This window comes from Pseudomonas sp. GW821-FHT11G12, assembly GCF_058808055.1.
Map to the genome: position 1 here is coordinate 18193 of NZ_JBXARH010000011.1, position 20478 is coordinate 38670.

Sequence of the window (20478 nt, forward strand, 5' to 3'; positions counted from 1 at the left end):
AATGGCGCTCGTCCGTCCGGGCGAGCGCATGGAGAGTTTTTATGTCAGTTTCCGCCCCGAACGCTGTCCTCTCGGTCAGCGGTATCGGTAAGACCTATGCGCAGCCGGTGCTCACCGGCATCGACTTGACGCTGATGCGCGGTGAAGTGCTGGCGCTGACCGGCGAGAATGGTGCCGGTAAAAGTACCCTGTCGAAGATCATTGGTGGCCTGGTAACCCCGACCACCGGGCAGATGCAGTTCCAGGGCAAGGAGTATCGCCCCGGTAGCCGTACCCAGGCCGAAGAGCTTGGCGTGCGTATGGTCATGCAAGAACTCAATCTGCTGCCGACCCTTTCGGTGGCGGAAAACCTGTTTCTCGACAACCTGCCGAGCAACGGCGGCTGGATCAGTCGCAAACAACTGCGCAAAGCTGCAATCGAGGCAATGGCTCAGGTCGGCCTGGATGCCATCGACCCGGACACGCTGGTCGGTGAGCTGGGCATCGGTCACCAGCAAATGGTCGAGATTGCGCGCAACCTGATCGGTGATTGCCATGTGCTGATCCTCGACGAGCCGACCGCGATGCTCACCGCTCGCGAAGTCGAAATGCTCTTCGAGCAGATCACCCGGCTGCAGGCGCGCGGCGTTGCGATCATCTACATCTCCCACCGCCTTGAAGAGCTGGCTCGCGTTGCGCAGCGTATCGCCGTGTTGCGTGACGGCAACCTTGTTTGCGTCGAGCCGATGGCCAACTACAACAGCGAGCAACTGGTCACCCTGATGGTCGGTCGCGAACTGGGCGAACACATGGACATGGGCCCGCGCAATATCGGTGCCCCAGCGCTGACGGTCAAAGGCCTCACTCGCTCCGACAAGGTGCGTGATGTGTCCTTCGAAGTGCGCGCGGGTGAGATTTTTGGCATTTCCGGATTGATCGGGGCGGGGCGCACGGAGCTGTTGCGCCTGATCTTCGGCGCCGATCTCGCCGACAGCGGAAGCGTTGCTCTCGGTTCGCCGGCGCAGGTAGTGAGTATCCGCTCGCCGGTCGACGCGGTGCGTAACGGCATTGCCCTGATCACTGAAGACCGAAAGGGTGAAGGCCTGCTACTGAGCCAGTCGATCAGCGCCAACATTGCTCTGGGCAATATGCCGGAAATTTCCAGCGGTGGTTTCGTCAACAATGGTGACGAAATCTCTCTGGCCAAACGGCAGATCGACGCCATGCGCATCCGCAGTTCGAGCCCGACTCAACTCGTATCCGAATTGTCCGGCGGCAACCAGCAGAAAGTGGTGATCGGCCGCTGGCTGGAGCGCGACTGTTCGGTGTTGTTGTTCGATGAGCCGACTCGCGGTATCGACGTCGGTGCCAAGTTCGACATTTATAACCTGCTCGGCGAGTTGACCCGGCAGGGCAAGGCGCTGGTGGTGGTCTCCAGCGACTTGCGCGAGTTGATGCTGATCTGCGACCGCATCGGGGTGCTGTCGGCGGGGCGTCTGATCGACACGTTCGAGCGTGACAGCTGGACCCAGGATGACTTGCTTGCCGCCGCGTTCGCCGGCTACCAAAAACGTGATGCGTTGCTCAACGAAGCAGCGCCTAGGGATCTCCCATGAAAACTGCATCTTCTGCCGGTAAACGTAGTGGCAACTTCTACGGCCTGGGTACTTACCTGGGCCTGGCCGGTGCCTTGCTGGCGATGGTTGCGCTGTTCTCGGTCATGAGCAGCCACTTCCTGTCGTACAACACCTTCAGCACCCTGGCCAACCAGATCCCCGACCTGATGGTGTTGGCGGTGGGCATGACGTTCGTGCTGATCATCGGCGGGATCGACCTGTCGGTGGGTTCGGTGCTGGCGCTTGCGGCATCGACCGTCAGCGTGGCGATTCTGGGCTGGGGCTGGAGTGTCTTGCCGGCTGCGCTGCTTGGCATGGCAGTGGCGGCACTGGCCGGCACGGTGACTGGCTCGATCACGGTCGCCTGGCGAATTCCGTCGTTTATCGTTTCGCTCGGTGTGCTGGAAATGGCCCGGGGCCTGGCCTATCAGATGACCGGTTCGCGTACCGCCTACATCGGTGATTCATTCGCCTGGCTGTCAAACCCGATTGCTTTCGGCATTTCGCCGTCGTTCATCATTGCCTTGCTGGTGATCTTCGTTGCTCAGGCGGTGTTGACCCGGACCGTGTTCGGTCGCTACCTGATCGGTATCGGTACCAATGAGGAAGCGGTGCGGCTGGCGGGCATCAACCCAAAACCGTACAAGATTCTGGTGTTCAGCCTGATGGGGCTGCTGGCCGGCATCGCGGCGCTGTTCCAGATTTCCCGTCTGGAAGCTGCCGACCCGAACGCCGGTTCAGGCCTTGAGCTGCAAGTCATCGCTGCTGTGGTGATTGGCGGTACCAGTCTGATGGGCGGCCGTGGTTCGGTCATCAGTACGTTCTTCGGCGTCTTGATCATCTCCGTGCTGGCGGCCGGTCTGGCGCAGATCGGCGCAACCGAGCCGACCAAGCGCATCATCACCGGCGCAGTGATCGTCATCGCGGTAGTGCTCGATACGTATCGTAGCCAACGCGCAAGCCGGCGGGGCTGAGACATGGCGACGATCAAGGATGTGGCGGCGCTTGCAGGGATTTCCTACACGACCGTCTCCCATGTTGTGAACAACACCCGGCCGGTGAGTCAGGAGGTGCGGCTGAAAGTCGAGGCGGCGATCAAGAGCCTCGACTATGTACCGAGCGCCGTCGCCCGATCGCTGAAGGCCAAGACGACTGCCACCATTGGCTTGCTCGTGCCCAACAGCCTCAACCCGTACTTTGCCGAACTGGCGCGCGGGATCGAGGATTACTGTGAGCGTAATGGCTACTGCGTGATTCTCTGCAACTCCGACGACAATCCGGAAAAACAGCGCAGCTATCTGCGGGTGTTGCTGGAGAAGCGTATCGATGGCTTGATCGTCGCCTCCGCTGGCGGTGACAGTGGTCTGGTGCAGGGGCTGGCCGGGGTGAAGACGCCGATGGTAATCGTTGACCGGGGTCTGGAAGGTGTGGACGCCGATCTCGTGCGCATCGACCATGAATATGGTGCCTATCTGGCAACGAGGCACCTGATCGAGCTTGGACATCGTGATATCGCCACCATTGGCGGTCCGGCGAGCACCAGTGTTGCGCAAATGCGTCAGGCCGGATTTTGCCGTGCCTTGAAAGAGGCGGGTATTGAAGTGCCGCCATCGCGGATGCTGGAAAGCGATTTCACCAGCACGGGCGGCTATAACGCAGCTGCGGCTCTGCTTGAGCGCAGCCCTCCGAGCGCAATCTTTGCCGGCAACGACATGATCGGCATTGGTGTGCTGCGGGCGGCTGCCGAGCGCAATGTGCGCGTGCCCGCGGAGTTGTCGGTGATCGGCTTCGACGATATCCAGATGAGCCGTTACGTGTATCCGGCGCTGACCACTGTTGGTCAGTCGATCCTGCAACTGGGAGAGATGGCGGCAGAAGTGTTGCTGCGAAGAATTGCTACCCCGGATCTGGCCACTGATCAGCGGATCGTGACCCCGAGTATTGTCTTGCGAGAGTCGACTGCGCCGCTGGCTGGCGTGTTTACCGAATATCGCTGAAACCGAATTGATGAGTAGTGATGTATGCCCGCAAATGTAGTGGTAATTGGCAGCCTGAACATGGACCTGGTCACCCGGGCGCCTCGTTTGCCCCGGGGGGGCGAGACACTGATCGGTCATTCGTTCGCCACTGTGTCGGGTGGCAAGGGTGCCAATCAGGCGGTGGCCGCTGCCCGGTTGGGCGCGCAGGTATCGATGATCGGTTGTGTCGGCAATGACGACTATGGCGTGCAATTGCGCGAGGCATTGCTGGCCGAGCAGATCGATTGCCAGGCGGTCAGCGTCGTCGAGGACTCCAGTGGCGTGGCGCTGATTGTGGTCGATGACAACAGTCAGAATGCGATCGTCATCGTCGCCGGGGCCAACGGCTCGATGACGCCAGCGGTGATCGACCAGTTCGACGCGGTGCTGCAGGCGGCGGATGTCATCATTTGTCAGCTGGAAATTCCCGATGCTACCGTCGGTCATGCGCTCAAGCGCGGTCGCGAACTGGGCAAGACAGTGATCCTGAACCCGGCCCCGGCCAGCCGTCCGCTACCGGCAGACTGGTTTGCCTCCATCGACTACCTGATTCCCAATGAAAGCGAGGCTGCCGCCCTCAGCGGTTTGCCGGTGGACTCGCTGCAAAGCGCTGAAAAAGCGGCTGCTCAGCTGATTTCCATGGGCGCCGGCAACGTAATCGTCACGCTGGGTGCTCAGGGAGCATTGTTCGCCAATGGTGCGGGTTACCAGCATTTTCCTGCACCCAAAGTGAAGGCGGTCGATACCACGGCTGCCGGGGATACCTTCGTCGGCGGTTTCGCGGCAGCGCTGGCCGCTGGCAAAACCGAAGCCGAGGCCATTCGTTTTGGTCAGATAGCTGCGGCGCTGTCGGTTACTCGAGCGGGTGCCCAGCCGTCCATTCCTACTTCATCTGACGTACAGGCGTTCAAACCCGCATGAAAAAGACTCCTTTGCTCAATATCGCGCTGTCCCGGCTTGTCGCCTCCCTTGGTCATGGCGACATGGTCGTGATCGGTGACGCCGGCTTGCCCGTGCCGCCGGGCGTCGAGTTGATCGACCTCGCGCTGACCCACGGTGTTCCGGATTTCGTCAGCACCTTGAAGGTCGTGCTCAGCGAAATGCAGGTGGAGAGTCATGTGCTCGCCCAGGAAATCTTCGACAAACAACCCACTGCGCTGGCTTCGCTGGACGCATTGAATGAAGAAGGTGCAATCGGGCGACGCGATCTGCTCAGTCACGAGCAATTCAAGGTTCTCAGCCGACAGGCGCGAGCGATTGTTCGTACAGGCGAATGTCAGCCGTACTGCAACATCGTGCTGGTGGCCGGGGTAACATTTTAATCGGGTTCAGTCCCTTTCAATTTCAAATGCACAAGGAATGCGCCATGCACCGCTATGCTCAAAAAATGCACCAACTGATCCGGAGTCTTCTGCTTTTGTCCGTGATAACCGCGACCGGCGCCCAGGCGGCGGAAAAGATCGATCTGATCATCGACACCGATCCGGGTGCCGATGATGTGGTGGCTCTGTTGTTTGCTCTGGCATCGCCAGAGGAACTGAATATTCGCGCGCTGACCACCGTGGCTGGCAACGTGCGTCTCGACAAGACCTCTCGCAATGCGCGACTGGCCCGTGAGTGGGCAGGGCGCGAAGAGGTGCCGGTCTACGCCGGCGCACCGAAACCGTTGATGCGCACGCCGATCTACGCCGAGAACATCCATGGCAAGGAAGGCCTGTCGGGTGTCACCGTGCACGAACCGAAAAAAGGCCTGGCTGAAGGCAATGCGGTCAACTACCTGATCGACACCCTGAAAAAAGCCAAGCCGCACAGCATCACCATTGCCATGCTTGGGCCACAAACCAACCTGGCACTGGCGCTGATCCAGGAGCCGGAAATCGTTCAGGGCATCAAGGAAGTGGTCATCATGGGCGGCGCCCATTTCAACGGCGGTAACATCACGCCAGTGGCCGAGTTCAACCTGTATGCCGATCCGCAAGCGGCTGAAGTCGTGCTCAAAAGCGGCGTGAAACTGACTTACCTGCCGCTGGATGTGACCCACAAGATCCTCACCAGCGATGCGCGCCTGAAGCAGATCGCGGCGCTGAACAACAATGCGAGCAAGATTGTCGGCGACATCCTCAACGAGTACATCAAGGGCGACATGGAGCACTACGGTATTCCGGGTGGCCCGGTGCACGACGCTACGGTCGTGGCTTACCTGCTCAAACCAGAGCTGTTCACCGGCCGTTCGGTGAACGTGGTGGTCGACAGTCGTGAAGGTCCGACCTTCGGGCAGACCATCGTCGACTGGTATGACGGCCTGAAAGCCCCGAAAAATGCCTTCTGGGTGGAAAATGGTGATGCTCAGGGCTTCTTCGATCTGTTGACCGAACGCCTGAAACGCCTGAAGTAAGCGACAGGCCCGCAGGTGCCAGCCTGCGGGCCTTTATTCTTTCTCGATGTCCGATGTGCCTTTGAAGTCATCCGGATACTTCTCGAACAGCTGTGCGATAAATGATTGCGCGGCTTGCGTTCCCAGTGTCTTGACCAGCAGGTCGATGCTGATCAATGCCAGTTCCTCCGGGCTGCCCGGACTGTAAGAACTGTGCCCTTGTGGCCAGTGGGCCTTGATGTCGGCTGAGATGCTTACGGTCGTCATGATGGGGCTCGGAAGGTCACGGGATTGGAGTCTTGAGTTAACCACTTTGTCCGGCGTTTGGCACTGCGACTTAGGCATGAGCGCAGGGCTATGCGACACTTGGTCGTCTCCGAAAAACCAAGGACTGAGCTGTGCAGATCGATTTGAATTCCCCCGGCGGCCTGACGCTGGACGCTGTGCGTCTGTTGCTGGCTTCAGCCCGTGACGACGAGCACACCCAGTTGCGTGTGACCAAGGGCGGCATTGCCTATATCTCTTCGGGCGTCACGGGTGGTCAGGATATCGACGGGCTGTCGTTTCGCCTGGAAACCTGGGCCAAGGGCTCGGGATACGTGGGCAACGTCGCGGCCAGCGACGAGGTCTGGGTGATGCAGATATTCAATGCGCTCAAGGACAACTGGCCGAACCCGCCCTATGACTACATTGACGTCTACTGAGCGCCGTTCATATTCAGTGACGATTGTGTGATGAAGTATCAGGCGTAGCTCAGGCAAACTCGCCGTTTTTCTGATCGTGGGGCAGGGGAGTGGCGCAAGTCATGAAACCAAACGCTGTATCGGCGGTCGCACGATGTTCGCTCAACTATTGAAAAAAGGAGGCTTCATGCCTTGGAAGCTCGCGTCACTGGGTACTCTGATGGCGGTTGCCATGCTGGCTGGCTGCAACACAACCTCCAGTGAGTCGCAGAAGGATCCCGTGGCGGCCGAAACCGGTCACAGTCGTTGCGAGGCAACAGCTGCAGAGTTCACCGTCGGCAAAAAGGCTTCGCCGGAATTGCTGGAGCAGGCGCGCAAAAAAGCCGGCGCGCAGAATGCCCGGTTCCTCAAGCCTGACGACATGATCACCCTGGAATACCGTTCTGATCGGCTGAACCTCAATACCGACAGCAATCTGGTGATTACCCGGGCCAGCTGCGGCTGAGTCGCACAGGCTTTTGTAGTGCCCATAAAAAACCCCGTCACATGGACGGGGTTTTTTTAGTGCGCCGAGAAATTACTCTGGGCGAACTTGTGCAGCTTGCATACCCTTTTGGCCTTTCTCAGCCACGAAGGAAACGGTCTGGCCTTCTTTCAGGCTTTTGAAACCGTCGGATTCGATAGCTTTGAAGTGTACGAACAGGTCGTCACCGCCACCTTGAGGAGTGATGAAGCCGAAGCCTTTTTCATCGTTGAACCATTTAACGGTGCCGGTTTGGCGATTAGACATGGTGTATCTCCAAGAAACATATATTTTCAGTAGTACTGTGCTGCTCAGGCCAACTGGGCACACCGGAGTATCATAGTCGAAATGTTCGCTTTGGTAGCCCCCCGGACGTGCTGTTTGCTTTCATATTGCGGATGTTTCGACATTCTGAATGGCTACAACCCCCGGTTTCAGCGGCTTTCAGCCGAAACGAAGGGGTGTAAAAAAAGCTATAAAACCTGCGTAAAATATCGGATTCAGGGTCATTTTGACCGATTCCGGCCTGCAGAGCGCCCGCAAATCCCTTCGTCACAGATTATTTCTGCACTCGGCAAACCGAGATTTCTTTCAGTGCGCGCTGGCCCAGCTCGCCGCTTGGCGGGGTGTTCTTGTCCATCAGTTGAGCGATTTCCTGGGAGGTGAATTTCTTCTCCAGAACGTCGGCACCGCAGGTGCAGTGCTGCTTGGCCACGGTCGGGTTGACGCTTTGGCTGGCGGCTTTGGTGCAGTCATTCATGTATTGCTCTTTCACGCCCGCAGGCCAGGCAGCCTGAGCGCTCAGCGGCAGCAGCATTGCCAGGGGAGCCGCGAAGGCGAAAAGTCGGATAAGGCGCATGTCTGAAACTCCTTGGTTTGAGTAATTCGGGGTAATTCTCAGCCCATTTGAGGTTAGTCGTACATCTCAAGTTCACCGCACCGTTAAAATGAGCAATCAGGGGCTGGCTCAATTCGTTCGCCGCTGTGACCGTTCATCTGTGCTAGGATGCCCGACTCGGGCGTTCGCAGGCTCCGGATGACCTTCAGTCCCGGAAGCGGCGGCGTACGAATACTCTGATTTGAATCCCAGTCACTCTGGTTCGGTTTTCCGGTTGGCCGCAAGGCTCCTGCCGCTGTAAGGCAGGCGTTCGTCATTGAATGGCCTGGATCGGATCTTGTACTGGCTCATCCCAACCCACGTGACCTTTGGTAGGGGTCACCACTAGGAGAGGAGGCGCCATGCCAACTATTACTCTTCCCGACGGCAGTCAACGTTCATTCGATCACCCTGTTTCCGTAGCCGAGGTCGCCGCCTCTATCGGTGCAGGCCTGGCCAAGGCCACCCTGGCCGGCAAGGTCAACGGCAAGCTGGTCGACGCCTGCGACATCATCGACAGCGACGCAACGCTGCAAATCATCACGCCAAAGGATGAAGAGGGGCTGGAGATCATTCGCCACTCTTGCGCCCACCTGGTTGGCCATGCGGTCAAGCAGTTGTACCCGACGGCCAAAATGGTCATCGGTCCGGTCATTGACGAAGGCTTCTATTACGACATCGCCTTCGAGCGTCCTTTTACGCCGGACGACATGGCGGCCATCGAACAGCGCATGCAACAGCTGATCGATACCGATTACGACGTCATCAAGAAAGTCACTCCGCGTGCCGAAGTGATCGAAGTGTTCAAGGCTCGCGGCGAAGACTACAAGCTGCGCCTGGTCGAGGACATGCCGAATGAGCAGGCCATGGGCCTGTACTATCACGAAGAATACGTCGACATGTGCCGCGGTCCGCACGTGCCGAACACCCGCTTCCTGAAGTCCTTCAAGTTGACCAAGCTGTCCGGCGCCTACTGGCGCGGTGATGCCAAGAACGAGCAATTGCAGCGCGTTTACGGCACCGCTTGGGCTGACAAGAAGCAGCTGGCTGCCTACATCCAGCGAATCGAAGAAGCTGAAAAGCGCGATCACCGCAAGATCGGCAAGCGCCTGGGCCTGTTCCACACCCAGGAAGAAGCGCCGGGCATGGTGTTCTGGCACCCGAATGGCTGGACTCTGTACCAGGTACTCGAGCAGTACATGCGCAAGGTGCAGCGCGACAACGGCTATCTCGAAATCAAGACGCCGCAAGTCGTTGACCGTAGCCTGTGGGAAAAGTCCGGGCACTGGGCCAACTACGCCGACAACATGTTCACCACTGAGTCGGAAAGCCGCGACTACGCGATCAAGCCAATGAACTGCCCTTGCCACGTGCAGGTGTTCAACCAGGGGCTGAAGAGCTACCGCGAACTGCCGATGCGTCTGGCCGAGTTCGGTGCCTGCCACCGTAACGAGCCGTCGGGTGCGCTGCACGGCATCATGCGTGTACGTGCATTTACCCAGGACGACGCCCACATTTTCTGCACCGAAGAGCAGATGCAGGCCGAATCTGCCGCGTTCATCAAGCTGACCATGGATGTTTACCGCGACTTCGGCTTCACCGACGTCGAGATGAAACTGTCCACTCGTCCGGAAAAACGCGTTGGTTCCGACGAGCTGTGGGATCGCGCCGAAGCTGCTTTGGCCGCGGCCCTTGATAGCGCGGGCCTTCCGTACGATCTGCAGCCGGGCGAGGGCGCATTCTATGGTCCGAAGATCGAATTCTCGCTGAAAGATTGCCTCGGTCGCGTGTGGCAATGTGGTACTTTGCAGCTCGATTTCAACCTGCCAGTGCGTCTTGGTGCCGAATACGTCTCCGAAGACAACAGCCGCAAGCATCCGGTCATGTTGCACCGTGCGATCCTCGGTTCGTTCGAGCGTTTCGTCGGGATTCTGATCGAGCACTACGAAGGTGCATTCCCTGCGTGGCTGGCGCCAACCCAGGCAGTGATCATGAATATCACTGATAAACAGGCAGATTTTGTTGCTCAGGTCGAAAAAACTCTCAACGAAAGCGGGTTTCGTGCCAAGTCTGACTTGAGAAATGAAAAGATCGGCTTTAAAATCCGCGAGCATACTTTGCTCAAGGTTCCATATCTCTTGGTTATTGGGGATAAGGAAGTCGAGATGCAGACTGTCGCTGTGCGTACTCGTGAAGGTGCTGACCTGGGCTCGATGCCCGTCGCCCAGTTCGCTGAGTTTCTCGCGCAAGCGGTTTCCCGGCGTGGTCGCCCAGATTCGGAGTAATTATTATTAAGCGTGAAATGAGACAAGATAAACGAGCTGCACCGAAAGCCCCGATCAACGAGAATATCTCGGCACGCGAGGTTCGGTTAATTGGCGCTGATGGCGAGCAGATTGGCATCGTCTCGATTGATGAAGCGCTTCGTATTGCTGAAGAAGCAAAGCTTGATCTGGTAGAAATCTCTGCAGACGCAGTCCCACCGGTTTGCCGTGTGATGGACTACGGCAAATCGATCTTCGAAAAGAAGAAGCAGATTGCTGCGGCGAAGAAGAACCAGAAGCAGATTCAGGTAAAAGAAATCAAGTTTCGTCCAGGGACGGAGGAAGGGGATTACCAGGTAAAACTGCGCAACCTGGTACGTTTCCTGAGTGACGGGGACAGGGCCAAGGTATCCTTGCGATTCCGCGGCCGTGAGATGGCCCACCAGGAGCTGGGGATGGAACTCCTCAAGCGGGTTGAAGCTGACCTGCTCGAGTACGGTTCGGTCGAACAGCATCCTAAGATGGAAGGACGCCAGCTGATCATGGTCATCGCCCCGAAAAAGAAGAAGTAATCAACAGGGCACGGCAGGCCTTCTGATTATGTTTATCAACTGAATGCGGAGTATCCGAACATGCCAAAGATGAAAACGAAAAGTGGTGCTGCTAAGCGGTTTCTGAAAACTGCTAACGGTATCAAGCACAAGCACGCTTTCAAGAGCCACATCCTGACTAAAATGTCGACCAAGCGTAAGCGTCAACTGCGCGGTAGCAGCTTGCTGCATCCGTCTGACGTGGCAAAAGTCGAGCGCATGCTGCGCCTTCGTTAATTTTAGTCAAGAATAGAGGAAGTAACTCATGGCTCGTGTAAAGCGTGGCGTCATTGCCCGTAAGCGTCACAAAAAAATTCTGAAACTTGCTAAAGGCTACTACGGTGCACGTTCGCGCGTATTCCGTGTTGCCAAGCAAGCGGTAATCAAGGCAGGCCAATACGCCTACCGTGACCGTCGTCAGAAAAAACGTCAGTTCCGCGCTCTGTGGATCGCTCGTATCAACGCTGGTGCTCGTGTTAACGGTCTGTCCTACAGCCGTTTCATCGCTGGCCTGAAAAAAGCGTCCATCGAGATCGACCGTAAGGTTCTGGCTGATCTGGCAGTGAACGAAAAAGCGGTGTTTGCCGCGATTGTCGAGAAAGCTAAAGCCACCTTGGCTTAAGTACCCCCGACAGTCACCCGGCTTCACCTCTGTGGGGTCAGGTGGTAAACGTCATAAATAGGGGAAGAGCCTTCAAGCTCTTCCCCTATTTTGTATCTGGAGTCTGTACATGGAAAACCTGGATGCGCTGGTCTCTCAAGCACTAGAGGCTGTGCAAAGCGCTGAAGATATCAATGCCCTGGAGCAAATCCGGGTTCAATACCTTGGCAAAAAGGGTGAATTGACTCAGGTGATGAAGACCCTGGGGAATTTGCCGGCAGAGGAGCGTCCGCAAGTCGGCGCCCTGATCAACGTTGCCAAGGAACGTGTCACAGGCGTTCTCAATGCGCGCATGGCTCTGTTTGAGGAAGCCGAACTGGCTGCCAAACTGTCCGCCGAGTCCATTGACGTAACCCTGCCGGGCCGTGGCCAGACCTCCGGTGGTCTGCATCCGGTAACCCGGACTCTGGAACGTATCGAACAGTTCTTCACCCGTATCGGCTACGGCATTGCCGAAGGTCCTGAGGTCGAAGACGATTATCACAACTTCGAGGCGCTCAACATCCCAGGCCATCACCCGGCCCGGTCGATGCACGACACCTTCTATTTCAATGCGAACATGCTGTTGCGCACCCATACCTCGCCGGTACAGGTCCGCACCATGGAATCGCAACAGCCGCCGATCCGCATCGTCTGCCCAGGCCGTGTGTATCGCAGCGACTCCGATATCACCCACTCGCCTATGTTCCACCAGGTCGAAGGCCTGCTGGTCGATCGCGACATCAATTTCGCCGACCTGAAAGGGACTATCGAAGAGTTCCTGCGGGTGTTCTTCGAAAAAGAACTGGCGGTGCGTTTCCGTCCTTCCTACTTCCCGTTCACCGAGCCATCCGCTGAAGTCGACATGGAATGCGTGATGTGCAGCGGTAAAGGTTGCCGCGTCTGCAAGCAGACCGGCTGGCTGGAAGTGATGGGCTGCGGCATGGTTCACCCGAATGTGCTGCGCATGTCCGGGATCGATCCGGAAGAGTTCTCGGGCTTTGCCTTCGGCATGGGCGTCGAGCGTCTGGCCATGCTGCGTTACGGCGTGAACGACTTGCGTCTGTTCTTCGACAACGACTTGCGGTTCCTCGCGCAATTTCGCTAGTCGTAACGAATTCTTAGGAGAGCAGGATGAAATTCAGTGAACAATGGCTGCGTGGCTGGGTTAGCCCGCAGGTAAATCGCGACGAGCTGGTTGCTCGTCTGTCGATGGCCGGTCTTGAGGTCGATAGCGTTACGCCGGCCGCCGGTGCATTCAGTGGTGTGGTGGTGGGCGAGGTACTGAGTACCGAGCAGCACCCTGACGCCGACAAGCTGCGTGTTTGCCAGGTCAGCAATGGCACGGAAACTTTCCAGGTCGTGTGCGGTGCGCCAAACGTGCGTCCGGGCCTGAAGATTCCGTTCGCCATGATCGGTGCCGAGCTGCCGGGCGATTTCAAGATCAAGAAAGCCAAGCTGCGTGGCGTCGAGTCCAACGGCATGCTGTGCTCGCAAACCGAGCTGCAGGTCGGTGAAGGTAATGACGGTCTGATGGAACTGCCGGCCGATGCGCCGGTGGGCGAAGATTTCCGTGTTTATCTGGATCTGGAAGACGCCAGCATCGAGGTCGACCTGACCCCGAACCGCGGCGACTGCCTGTCTCTGGCTGGTCTGGCTCGTGAAGTCGGTGCGTTGTACGACGCTCCGGTTACTCGCCCGGTGGTGATGAGCGTTCCGGCGGTGCACGATGAAGTGCGTTCGGTAGAAGTCCTGGCACCCGCTGCCTGCCCGCGTTATCTGGGCCGAGTCATTCGCAACGTGGACCTGTCCAAGCCTACGCCGCTGTGGATGGTTGAGCGTCTGCGTCGCGCCGAAGTTCGTAGCATTGACGCTGCGGTCGACATCACCAACTACGTGATGCTTGAACTGGGTCAACCGCTGCACGCATTCGACCTCGCTGAAATCAACGGCGGCATTCGTGTGCGCATGGCTGAGGAAGGCGAGAAGCTGGTATTGCTCGACGGTCAGGAAGTCAGCCTGCGTAGCGATACGCTGGTAATCGCCGACCACACTCGCGCTCTGGCGATTGCCGGTGTGATGGGTGGCGAGCACAGCGGCGTGTCCGCGACCACTCGTGACGTGTTCCTCGAAAGTGCATTCTTCGATCAGATCGCTGTGGCGGGCAAGGCTCGCTCTTACGGTCTGCACACTGATGCTTCGCACCGCTACGAGCGTGGCGTGGACTGGCAACTGGCCCGTGAAGCCATGGAGCGCGCCACTGGCCTGCTGCTGGAAATCACCGGTGGCGAAGCGGGTCCGATCATCGAGACCGTCATCGAGCAGCACTTGCCGTCGATCGCGCCGATCACTCTGCGCGCTCAGCGCATCACCCAGATGCTGGGCATGGAAATGGATTCGGCCGAAGTCGAGCGTCTGCTCAACGCTTTGGGCCTGAAAGTTTCCGCCGAGGGAGCAGGGCAGTGGCGCGTAGAAGTGCCAAGCCATCGCTTCGATATCAGCCTGGAAGTCGATCTGATCGAAGAGCTGGCGCGTCTGTACGGTTACAACCGTTTGCCGGTTCGTTATCCGCAAGCTCGTTTGGCGCCGCAGGCCAAGGCCGAAGCGCGTAGCGATCTGCCGGAGCTGCGCCGTCTGCTGGTCGCTCGTGGTTATCAGGAAGCGATCACTTACAGCTTCATCGATCCAAAACAGTTTGAGCTGTTCAACCCGGGTGTTGAACCACTGCTGTTGGCGAACCCGATCTCTAATGACATGGCTGCGATGCGTTCGTCGCTGTGGCCGGGTCTGGTCAAGGCGCTGCAGCACAACCTCAATCGTCAGCAGGATCGCGTCCGTCTGTTCGAGAGCGGTCTGCGCTTCGTCGGTCAGTTGGAAGGCCTGAAGCAAGAGCCGATGCTGGCCGGTGTCGTCTGCGGTAGCCGTCTGCCGGAAGGCTGGGCACAAGGTCGCGATACTGTGGACTTCTTCGACGTCAAGGCCGACGTGGAAGCGGTGCTGGGTTTTGCCGGTGCGCTGGATTCCTTCACTTTCACTCCGGGCAAGCACCCGGCGCTGCACCCGGGTCAAACCGCGCGCATCGAGCGTGAAGGGCGTGAAGTCGGCTTTATCGGTGCTATTCACCCTGAGCTGTCGAAATCCCTCGGTCTCGACCGTCCGGTCTTCGTTTTCGAGCTCGTTCTGGCTGAAGTGGCATTGGGCAAAATGCCTAAATTCCACGAGTTGTCGCGCTTTCCTGAAGTACGTCGTGACCTTGCACTGATTGCGCACAAAGACGTTGCAGCCTCGGCTGTACTGGACGTAATCCGTGAAAATGCAGGCGAATGGCTGACAGACCTCAGGCTATTTGACGTGTATCAGGGTAAAGGTATTGATCCTGATAGAAAAAGCCTTGCAGTCGGCTTGACCTGGCAGCATCCATCGCGCACTCTTAATGACGATGAGGTGAATTCGACGACGCAAAATATCCTCACCTCGCTCGAACAAAGGTTGAACGCCACGTTAAGGAAGTGACGTATGGGGGCTTTGACGAAAGCTGAGATGGCGGAACGTCTGTATGAAGAGCTGGGCCTGAACAAGCGGGAAGCCAAGGAATTGGTAGAACTGTTTTTCGAGGAAATCAGGCACGCTCTTGAAGACAACGAGCAGGTCAAATTGTCGGGTTTCGGCAATTTCGACCTTCGGGACAAACGCCAGCGGCCTGGCCGCAACCCGAAAACGGGGGAAGAAATCCCGATCACGGCTCGCCGTGTGGTCACCTTTCGTCCAGGGCAGAAGTTGAAAGCCCGAGTTGAGGCTTATGCTGGAACCAAGTCATAACGACGAACTACCCGTCATCCCGGGCAAACGCTACTTCACCATCGGTGAAGTCAGCGAGCTGTGTGCGGTAAAACCACACGTGCTGCGCTACTGGGAGCAGGAGTTTCCTCAGCTCAACCCCGTCAAACGCCGCGGAAACCGCCGGTATTATCAGCGCCAGGACGTGCTGATGATCCGGCAAATCCGCGCGCTCCTTTACGATCAAGGATTCACCATCGGCGGCGCACGTTTGCGACTGTCCGGTGATGAAGCCAAAGACGACACAACCCAATACAAGCAAATGATCCGCCAGATGATCGCCGAGCTCGAAGATGTTCTGGTGGTTCTCAAGAAATAATTTCCTGCTTTTAAATACTTCCAGTTTTCAAAAGCTTGCGATATATTCTTGAGCGTTCTTCGAGATGAGGAGCGAGTTTCACGCCTAGTCGGGGCGTAGCGCAGTCCGGTAGCGCACTAGCATGGGGTGCTAGGGGTCGAGTGTTCGAATCACTCCGTCCCGACCATATAATTCAATGACTTAGCCCAACTTTAGCGAGTTGGGCTTTTTCATGCGCAGTGACTTTTGTAGGGCGACCCAGTTTCCTCTTTAATAAAATCAGACACTCAAGCCGATCAGCCAGATCGGCTTTTTTGTGCCCCCACAAAACTAGCCAGTGATTTCACTGGCAGACACCCAGCGACGCTCCTCAGCCGCGACCCGAATCGCTGTCGCCAGTCGCTCCACTTCAAATGCCTCCTCGAAATCAGTCCCCGTTTGCCCATTCCCGGCCAACGCCATGATCAGTTCATGCACTTCCAGTGTTTTCAGCTCGTTGTAACCCAGCTGGTGCCCCGGCGCCGGGCTGAATGCTGCGTAGCCGGGCAAGTCCGGTCCGGCCAGTAAACGCTGGAAGCCGCCCTGGCCGGCGCGACACAGGCGTAGCTCGTTCAATCGCTCCTGATCGAACGCCAAGGTGCCTCGGGTGCCGCTGATCTCGAAGCTCAGATGATTCTTGTAGCCATGCTTGAGCCAACTGCTGCTGAAAGTGCCGTGCGCGCCGCTGGCAAAGCGCAACAGCGCTTGGGCCTGATCGTCGACCGCAATGCGGCGTTGTTCCTGGCTGCCGGGCGTGGCCGGGCGCTGGCGATGGACGGTCTGAGAGTCGGCGCACACCGCTTCGACATCGCCCAGCAGGTGGCGCGCCATGGCGAGCAGGTGACTGCCTAGATCCGCCAGGGCTCCACCGGCATGTTCGGGTTCGCAGCGCCACGACCAGGGGGAGGCTGGATCGGCCATGAAATCTTCGCTGAATTCACCTTGAAAGCTGATGATCTCGCCGAGTTCGCCACTCAGGATCAGCTCGCGTGCCAGGCCGATGATCGGATTGTGCTGGTAGTTGTAGCCGACCCGGGTGACGACGCCGGCGTGCTTCGCCGCCACGTGCATCGCATGAGCTTGTTCAAGATTCACCGCCAATGGCTTTTCGCAATACACCGGTTTGCCAGCGGCAAGCGCGGCCATGGCCATCGGGTAGTGCAGGTGATTGGGTGTAGTGATTGCGATCAGGTTGACCTTGGGGTCGTCGATCAATCGCTGCCAATCGCCATGGGCCTGATCGAAGCCCCAGGCGGTGGCGCAAGCTTGTGCGCGTGCGGGATCGGCGTCAGCCAGGGCGGCCAGGCGAAGGGTGAAGGGCAGTTCGAATGCCGCACTGACGTTGCGAAAGGCCAGGGCGTGTGCTCGCCCCATGAAACCCGTGCCGATAAGACCGATTCCGAGTTCACGCATGACAGGATCCTTTGAGTTCTTGTTTTCAGAGATCCTGTTTATAGAATAAAAATTCACTACGTTCAAATAATGGAATAAATATTTTGAATTTCCGCGCTCGGTGGAATGTCGGTTCTCCGGTCAGTCTTCAAACCCGACCTGCTCGTGAATCTCATCCACCTTCAACTCCAGTCGATAGGCCACGGCGATAAACAGCGCCTGGCAAAGGCACAGGGTCGCACTCAAGGAGCGGAACGCAAACGAGCTACCTTCATTGACCAGCAGCAAAGTGTTGGCGCGCTTGGCCAATGGCGAGAGATTGCTGTCAGTGATGATCAGGGTTTTCGCCTGATGGTGCTGGGCGATGCGCAGGCAGTGCTGGGTTTCCTTGCCGTACGGCGTGAAGCTGATGGCGATCACCAGGTCATTGGCGCGCACGCTGCGCATCTGCTCGCGATAACTGCCGCCGAGGCCCGAGACCAGGTGGATGCGCTTGTTGGTATGTTGCAGGTTGTAGACCAGATAGTCGGCCACCGCGAACGAGCGGCGCACGCCGACCACGTAGATATTGTCGGCATTGACCACCAGGTCCACGGCCTTCTCGAAGGCCTGGTCATCGAGTTCCTGCCCCAGTCGTTCGATGCCCGACAGGGTGGCGTCGATGCATTCGCGGGCCAGATCGCCGCCGCTGGCTTTCTGCGACTTGTTGGCGATCATGCTGCGAATGCGCTGTTGGTAGTTCTGCACCGGCGTGGCTTTGTGGGTGTACGCCTCGCGGAACAGCGCCTGCATTTCACTGAAACCGCTAAAACCGAAACGCTGGGAAAACCGCACGATGGCTGACGGGTGCACTTCGCACTCGCGGGCGATGTCGCTGATGCGGTCGACCATGATCCGATCGCTTTGCTGGCTCATGTAACTGGCGATGCGTTTGAGCTGGCGCGGCAGGCTTTCGTATTCGCGGGTGATGAGCTGCAGCAGGCGCTCGGCATTGATCGGGGGGCTGGCAAGATCGCTCTCGGGCGTGCTCTCGGCGGTAGCCGGCTGATCGGTGCGGGACATAGATAATCCTTCTGGCTTGTTCTTGGCTTGTACTTATAGCGACGGTGGTTCACCGCGTCCCAGGACAATAGGTTGGCTGTGCGCAGTCTACAGGCTAGGCCCGGACAAAATCTTGGGCTTGCGCCAGCGGGATGCCTGCTGAAACGATGCACTGCGTCTGGAGCGCCTGCACTGAAGTTTATTGGAAAAAATATTCCACGTGAAAAATAATTGGAATATTTATTGATTGTTCGATCCGGCTCGTTTTAGTCTGCATCCACCAAGAGTGTCCGGCGCCGTCATCGCCCCGGGTACAGGCTGATAAAAATAACAGGAGCCAGCATGGGCCAGACTCGTTTTGCCAGTGGACGTCAATTGGATCTGATTTGTCTCGGGCGCCTCGGCGTCGACCTCTATGCGCAGCAAGTCGGGGCACGGCTGGAGGATGTGAGCAGCTTCGCCAAATACCTCGGAGGCTCTTCCGCCAACATCGCGTTCGGCACCGCCCGGCTGGGGCTCAGGTCGGCGATGCTGAGCCGCACCGGCGACGATCACATGGGGCGTTTCCTGATCGAATCCCTGGCCCGTGAAGGTTGCGATGTCAGCGGCATCAAGGTCGATCCGGAGCGACTGACCGCCATGGTGCTGCTCGGTCTCAAGGATCGGGAAACCTTTCCCCTGGTCTTCTACCGTGAGAATTGCGCCGACATGGCGCTGCGGGCCGAAGATATCAGCGAAGCCTTTATCGCCTCCAGCAAGGCCTTGCTGATCACCGGCACCCATTTCTCCACCGACGGCGTCTACAAGGCGAGCATCCAGGCGCTGGACTACGCCGAAAAGCACAACGTCAAACGAGTGCTGGACATCGACTATCGCCCGGTTCTGTGGGGGCTTGCTGGCAAGGCGGATGGCGAAACCCGTTTCGTTGCCGATCAGAACGTCACTCACCATGTGCAGCAAATCCTCCCGCGCTTCGACCTTGTGGTCGGGACCGAAGAAGAGTTTCTGATGGCCGGCGGTTCAGAGGATTTGCTCACCGCGCTGCGCAATGTCCGACGGTTGAGCGCGGCGACCCTGGTGGTCAAGCTCGGTCCGCAAGGTTGTACGGTTATTCACGGAGAGATTCCGGTGCGTCTTGAAGACGGCGCGATTTATCCCGGTGTGCGGGTCGAGGTGCTGAACGTGCTGGGCGCCGGCGATGCGTTCATGTCGGGTTTCCTCAGCGGCTGGCTGGAGGACGCCAGCGACGAGCGTTGCTGCCAGTTGGCCAATGCCTGCGGTGGTCTGGTGGTATCGCGCCATGCCTGCGCGCCGGCGATGCCAACCCGTGCCGAGCTCGATTACCTGTTCAGCAGCCCGGTGCCGATTACCCGGCCGGATCAGGACGTCACCCTGCAACGCCTGCATCAGGTCACTGTGCCGCGCAAACAGTGGAAGCAACTGTTCATCTTTGCCTTCGACCATCGCGGGCAACTGGTGGAGCTGGCCCAGAAGGGGGGGCGCGACCTCGGCGCCATCGGCGAACTCAAGCAACTGTTCATCAAAGCCGTGGAGCGGGTCGAAAGCGATCTGCGCGAGCAGGGCATAGAAGCCGATGTCGGGCTGCTGGCTGATCAGCGTTTCGGCCAGGACTCGCTGAACGCCGCTACCGGTCGAGGCTGGTGGGTGGCGCGTCCGGTTGAAGTGCAGGGTTCGCGGCCGCTGGCCTTCGAACACGGGCGCTCGATCGGCAGCAACCTGATCGCCTGGCCGCAAGAACAAATCATCAAATGCCTGGTGCAATTCCACCCGGACGACGAGCCGATGCTGCGGCTGGAGCAGGAAGCGCAGATCAAGGCGCTGTATCAGGCATCGCAAGTCAGTGGTCATGAACTGCTACTGGAAATCATCCCGCCCAAGGATCACCCCTCACCGCATCCCGACGTGCTGTATCGCGCGCTCAAACGCCTCTACAACCTGGGCATCTACCCGGCGTGGTGGAAGATCGAAGCGCAAAGCGCCGAGGAATGGCAACAGCTCGACGAACTGATCCAGGCGCGCGATCCCTATTGCCGAGGTGTGGTGCTGCTGGGCCTGAATGCCCCGGCATCAGCGTTGGCCGAAGGCTTTCAACAGGCCAGTCAGAGCCAGACTTGCCGTGGGTTCGCCGTGGGTCGGACGATTTTTCAGGAGCCGAGCCGCGCCTGGCTGGCCGGGGAGATCGACGACGAGACGCTGATCCGCCAGGTACAGGGAACCTTCGTCGAGCTGATCGATGCCTGGCGCACGGCCCGGGCCTGAGCCGCAGTTGAACACTCTAGAAATAAC

22 protein-coding genes and 1 tRNA gene are annotated in these 20478 nt (G+C 58.3%); 18 read left to right on the forward strand and 5 right to left on the reverse strand.

What is annotated here, in order from left to right:
* Positions 1-41: 41 nt before the first annotated feature.
* The 6 genes from AC1RR7_RS26285 to AC1RR7_RS26310 are packed head-to-tail and all read left to right on the forward strand — an operon-like array spanning position 42 to position 6008.
* Positions 42-1595, forward strand: coding sequence for a sugar ABC transporter ATP-binding protein (locus AC1RR7_RS26285; RefSeq protein ID WP_085732496.1), 1554 nt, complete (start codon positions 42-44; stop codon positions 1593-1595).
* Positions 1592-2569: an ABC transporter permease gene (locus AC1RR7_RS26290; protein WP_102621547.1), complete on the forward strand. Its 978-nt coding sequence runs from the start codon at positions 1592-1594 to the stop codon at positions 2567-2569. Before AC1RR7_RS26285 ends, AC1RR7_RS26290 begins: the two co-directional genes overlap by 4 nt.
* Before the next feature lie 3 nt (positions 2570-2572).
* On the forward strand, positions 2573-3592 hold the full coding sequence (locus AC1RR7_RS26295; RefSeq protein WP_102621548.1) for a LacI family DNA-binding transcriptional regulator: 1020 nt from the start codon (positions 2573-2575) through the stop codon (positions 3590-3592).
* Positions 3593-3616: 24 nt separating this feature from the next.
* Positions 3617-4534 (forward strand): ribokinase, encoded by a 918-nt coding sequence (gene rbsK, locus AC1RR7_RS26300; RefSeq protein ID WP_102621549.1) that lies wholly within the window; start codon positions 3617-3619, stop codon positions 4532-4534.
* A complete protein-coding gene (gene rbsD / locus AC1RR7_RS26305; protein WP_096821273.1) occupies positions 4531-4935 on the forward strand; it encodes a D-ribose pyranase in 405 nt (134 codons plus the stop codon). The genes rbsK and rbsD overlap by 4 nt, the downstream gene beginning before the upstream one ends.
* Before the next feature lie 44 nt (positions 4936-4979).
* On the forward strand, positions 4980-6008 hold the full coding sequence (locus tag AC1RR7_RS26310; protein ID WP_096821274.1) for a nucleoside hydrolase: 1029 nt from the start codon (positions 4980-4982) through the stop codon (positions 6006-6008).
* A gap of 33 nt (positions 6009-6041) precedes the next feature.
* Here AC1RR7_RS26310 and AC1RR7_RS26315 read toward each other — a convergent pair whose 3' ends face one another.
* On the reverse strand, positions 6042-6254 hold the full coding sequence (locus AC1RR7_RS26315; protein WP_085712027.1) for a hypothetical protein: 213 nt from the start codon (positions 6252-6254) through the stop codon (positions 6042-6044).
* Between the two features lie 131 nt (positions 6255-6385).
* Here AC1RR7_RS26315 and AC1RR7_RS26320 point away from each other — a divergent pair, with 131 nt between their 5' ends.
* Together AC1RR7_RS26320 and AC1RR7_RS26325 are read left to right on the forward strand one after the other, a co-directional pair.
* Positions 6386-6691: a hypothetical protein gene (locus AC1RR7_RS26320; protein WP_102621550.1), complete on the forward strand. Its 306-nt coding sequence runs from the start codon at positions 6386-6388 to the stop codon at positions 6689-6691.
* Positions 6692-6857: 166 nt separating this feature from the next.
* The gene (locus tag AC1RR7_RS26325) at positions 6858-7175 is read left to right on the forward strand and encodes an I78 family peptidase inhibitor (protein WP_102621551.1); all 318 of its coding nucleotides are present in this window, start codon (positions 6858-6860) and stop codon (positions 7173-7175) included.
* Between the two features lie 72 nt (positions 7176-7247).
* Here the strand turns inward: AC1RR7_RS26325 and AC1RR7_RS26330 are convergent, their stop codons facing one another.
* Positions 7248-7460: a cold-shock protein gene (locus AC1RR7_RS26330; protein ID WP_003179963.1), complete on the reverse strand. Its 213-nt coding sequence runs from the start codon at positions 7458-7460 to the stop codon at positions 7248-7250.
* A gap of 292 nt (positions 7461-7752) precedes the next feature.
* Positions 7753-8052 (reverse strand): hypothetical protein, encoded by a 300-nt coding sequence (locus AC1RR7_RS26335; RefSeq protein ID WP_096821277.1) that lies wholly within the window; start codon positions 8050-8052, stop codon positions 7753-7755.
* Between the two features lie 380 nt (positions 8053-8432).
* On the opposite strand from AC1RR7_RS26335, the gene thrS reads away from it, so the two are divergent.
* The 9 genes from thrS to AC1RR7_RS26380 all read left to right on the forward strand — a co-directional run bounded on the left by thrS (position 8433) and on the right by AC1RR7_RS26380 (position 15886).
* Positions 8433-10355, forward strand: a complete 1923-nt coding sequence (gene thrS, locus AC1RR7_RS26340) for a threonine--tRNA ligase (RefSeq protein ID WP_096821278.1) — start codon at positions 8433-8435, stop codon at positions 10353-10355.
* Entirely contained in the window at positions 10355-10906 is a 552-nt protein-coding gene (gene infC, locus AC1RR7_RS26345; protein WP_170929410.1) for a translation initiation factor IF-3, read from the forward strand. Before thrS ends, infC begins: the two co-directional genes overlap by 1 nt.
* Before the next feature lie 60 nt (positions 10907-10966).
* Complete coding sequence (gene rpmI / locus AC1RR7_RS26350) at positions 10967-11161, forward strand: 50S ribosomal protein L35 (protein WP_002553160.1); 195 nt, start codon at positions 10967-10969, stop codon at positions 11159-11161.
* Positions 11162-11189: 28 nt separating this feature from the next.
* Entirely contained in the window at positions 11190-11546 is a 357-nt protein-coding gene (gene rplT / locus AC1RR7_RS26355; RefSeq protein ID WP_007913489.1) for a 50S ribosomal protein L20, read from the forward strand.
* Between the two features lie 109 nt (positions 11547-11655).
* Positions 11656-12672 (forward strand): phenylalanine--tRNA ligase subunit alpha, encoded by a 1017-nt coding sequence (gene pheS, locus AC1RR7_RS26360; RefSeq protein WP_085712031.1) that lies wholly within the window; start codon positions 11656-11658, stop codon positions 12670-12672.
* A 26-nt stretch (positions 12673-12698) separates the two neighbouring features.
* On the forward strand, positions 12699-15077 hold the full coding sequence (gene pheT, locus AC1RR7_RS26365) for a phenylalanine--tRNA ligase subunit beta (RefSeq protein WP_493158722.1): 2379 nt from the start codon (positions 12699-12701) through the stop codon (positions 15075-15077).
* Positions 15078-15080: 3 nt separating this feature from the next.
* Positions 15081-15383, forward strand: coding sequence for an integration host factor subunit alpha (ihfA, locus tag AC1RR7_RS26370; RefSeq protein ID WP_002553164.1), 303 nt, complete (start codon positions 15081-15083; stop codon positions 15381-15383).
* The gene (locus tag AC1RR7_RS26375) at positions 15364-15720 is read left to right on the forward strand and encodes a MerR family transcriptional regulator (protein WP_003179985.1); all 357 of its coding nucleotides are present in this window, start codon (positions 15364-15366) and stop codon (positions 15718-15720) included. The genes ihfA and AC1RR7_RS26375 overlap by 20 nt, the downstream gene beginning before the upstream one ends.
* Before the next feature lie 89 nt (positions 15721-15809).
* A tRNA-Pro gene (locus AC1RR7_RS26380) sits at positions 15810-15886 on the forward strand.
* A gap of 143 nt (positions 15887-16029) precedes the next feature.
* Here the strand turns inward: AC1RR7_RS26380 and AC1RR7_RS26385 are convergent.
* Together AC1RR7_RS26385 and AC1RR7_RS26390 are read right to left on the reverse strand one after the other, a co-directional pair.
* Positions 16030-17151, reverse strand: a complete 1122-nt coding sequence (locus AC1RR7_RS26385) for a Gfo/Idh/MocA family protein (RefSeq protein ID WP_493158723.1) — start codon at positions 17149-17151, stop codon at positions 16030-16032.
* A 120-nt stretch (positions 17152-17271) separates the two neighbouring features.
* Positions 17272-18192, reverse strand: a complete 921-nt coding sequence (locus tag AC1RR7_RS26390; protein ID WP_102621554.1) for a MurR/RpiR family transcriptional regulator — start codon at positions 18190-18192, stop codon at positions 17272-17274.
* Positions 18193-18513: 321 nt separating this feature from the next.
* Here AC1RR7_RS26390 and AC1RR7_RS26395 point away from each other — a divergent pair, with 321 nt between their 5' ends.
* Complete coding sequence (locus AC1RR7_RS26395; RefSeq protein ID WP_493158724.1) at positions 18514-20451, forward strand: bifunctional 5-dehydro-2-deoxygluconokinase/5-dehydro-2-deoxyphosphogluconate aldolase; 1938 nt, start codon at positions 18514-18516, stop codon at positions 20449-20451.
* The last annotated feature ends 27 nt before the right edge of the window (positions 20452-20478 follow it).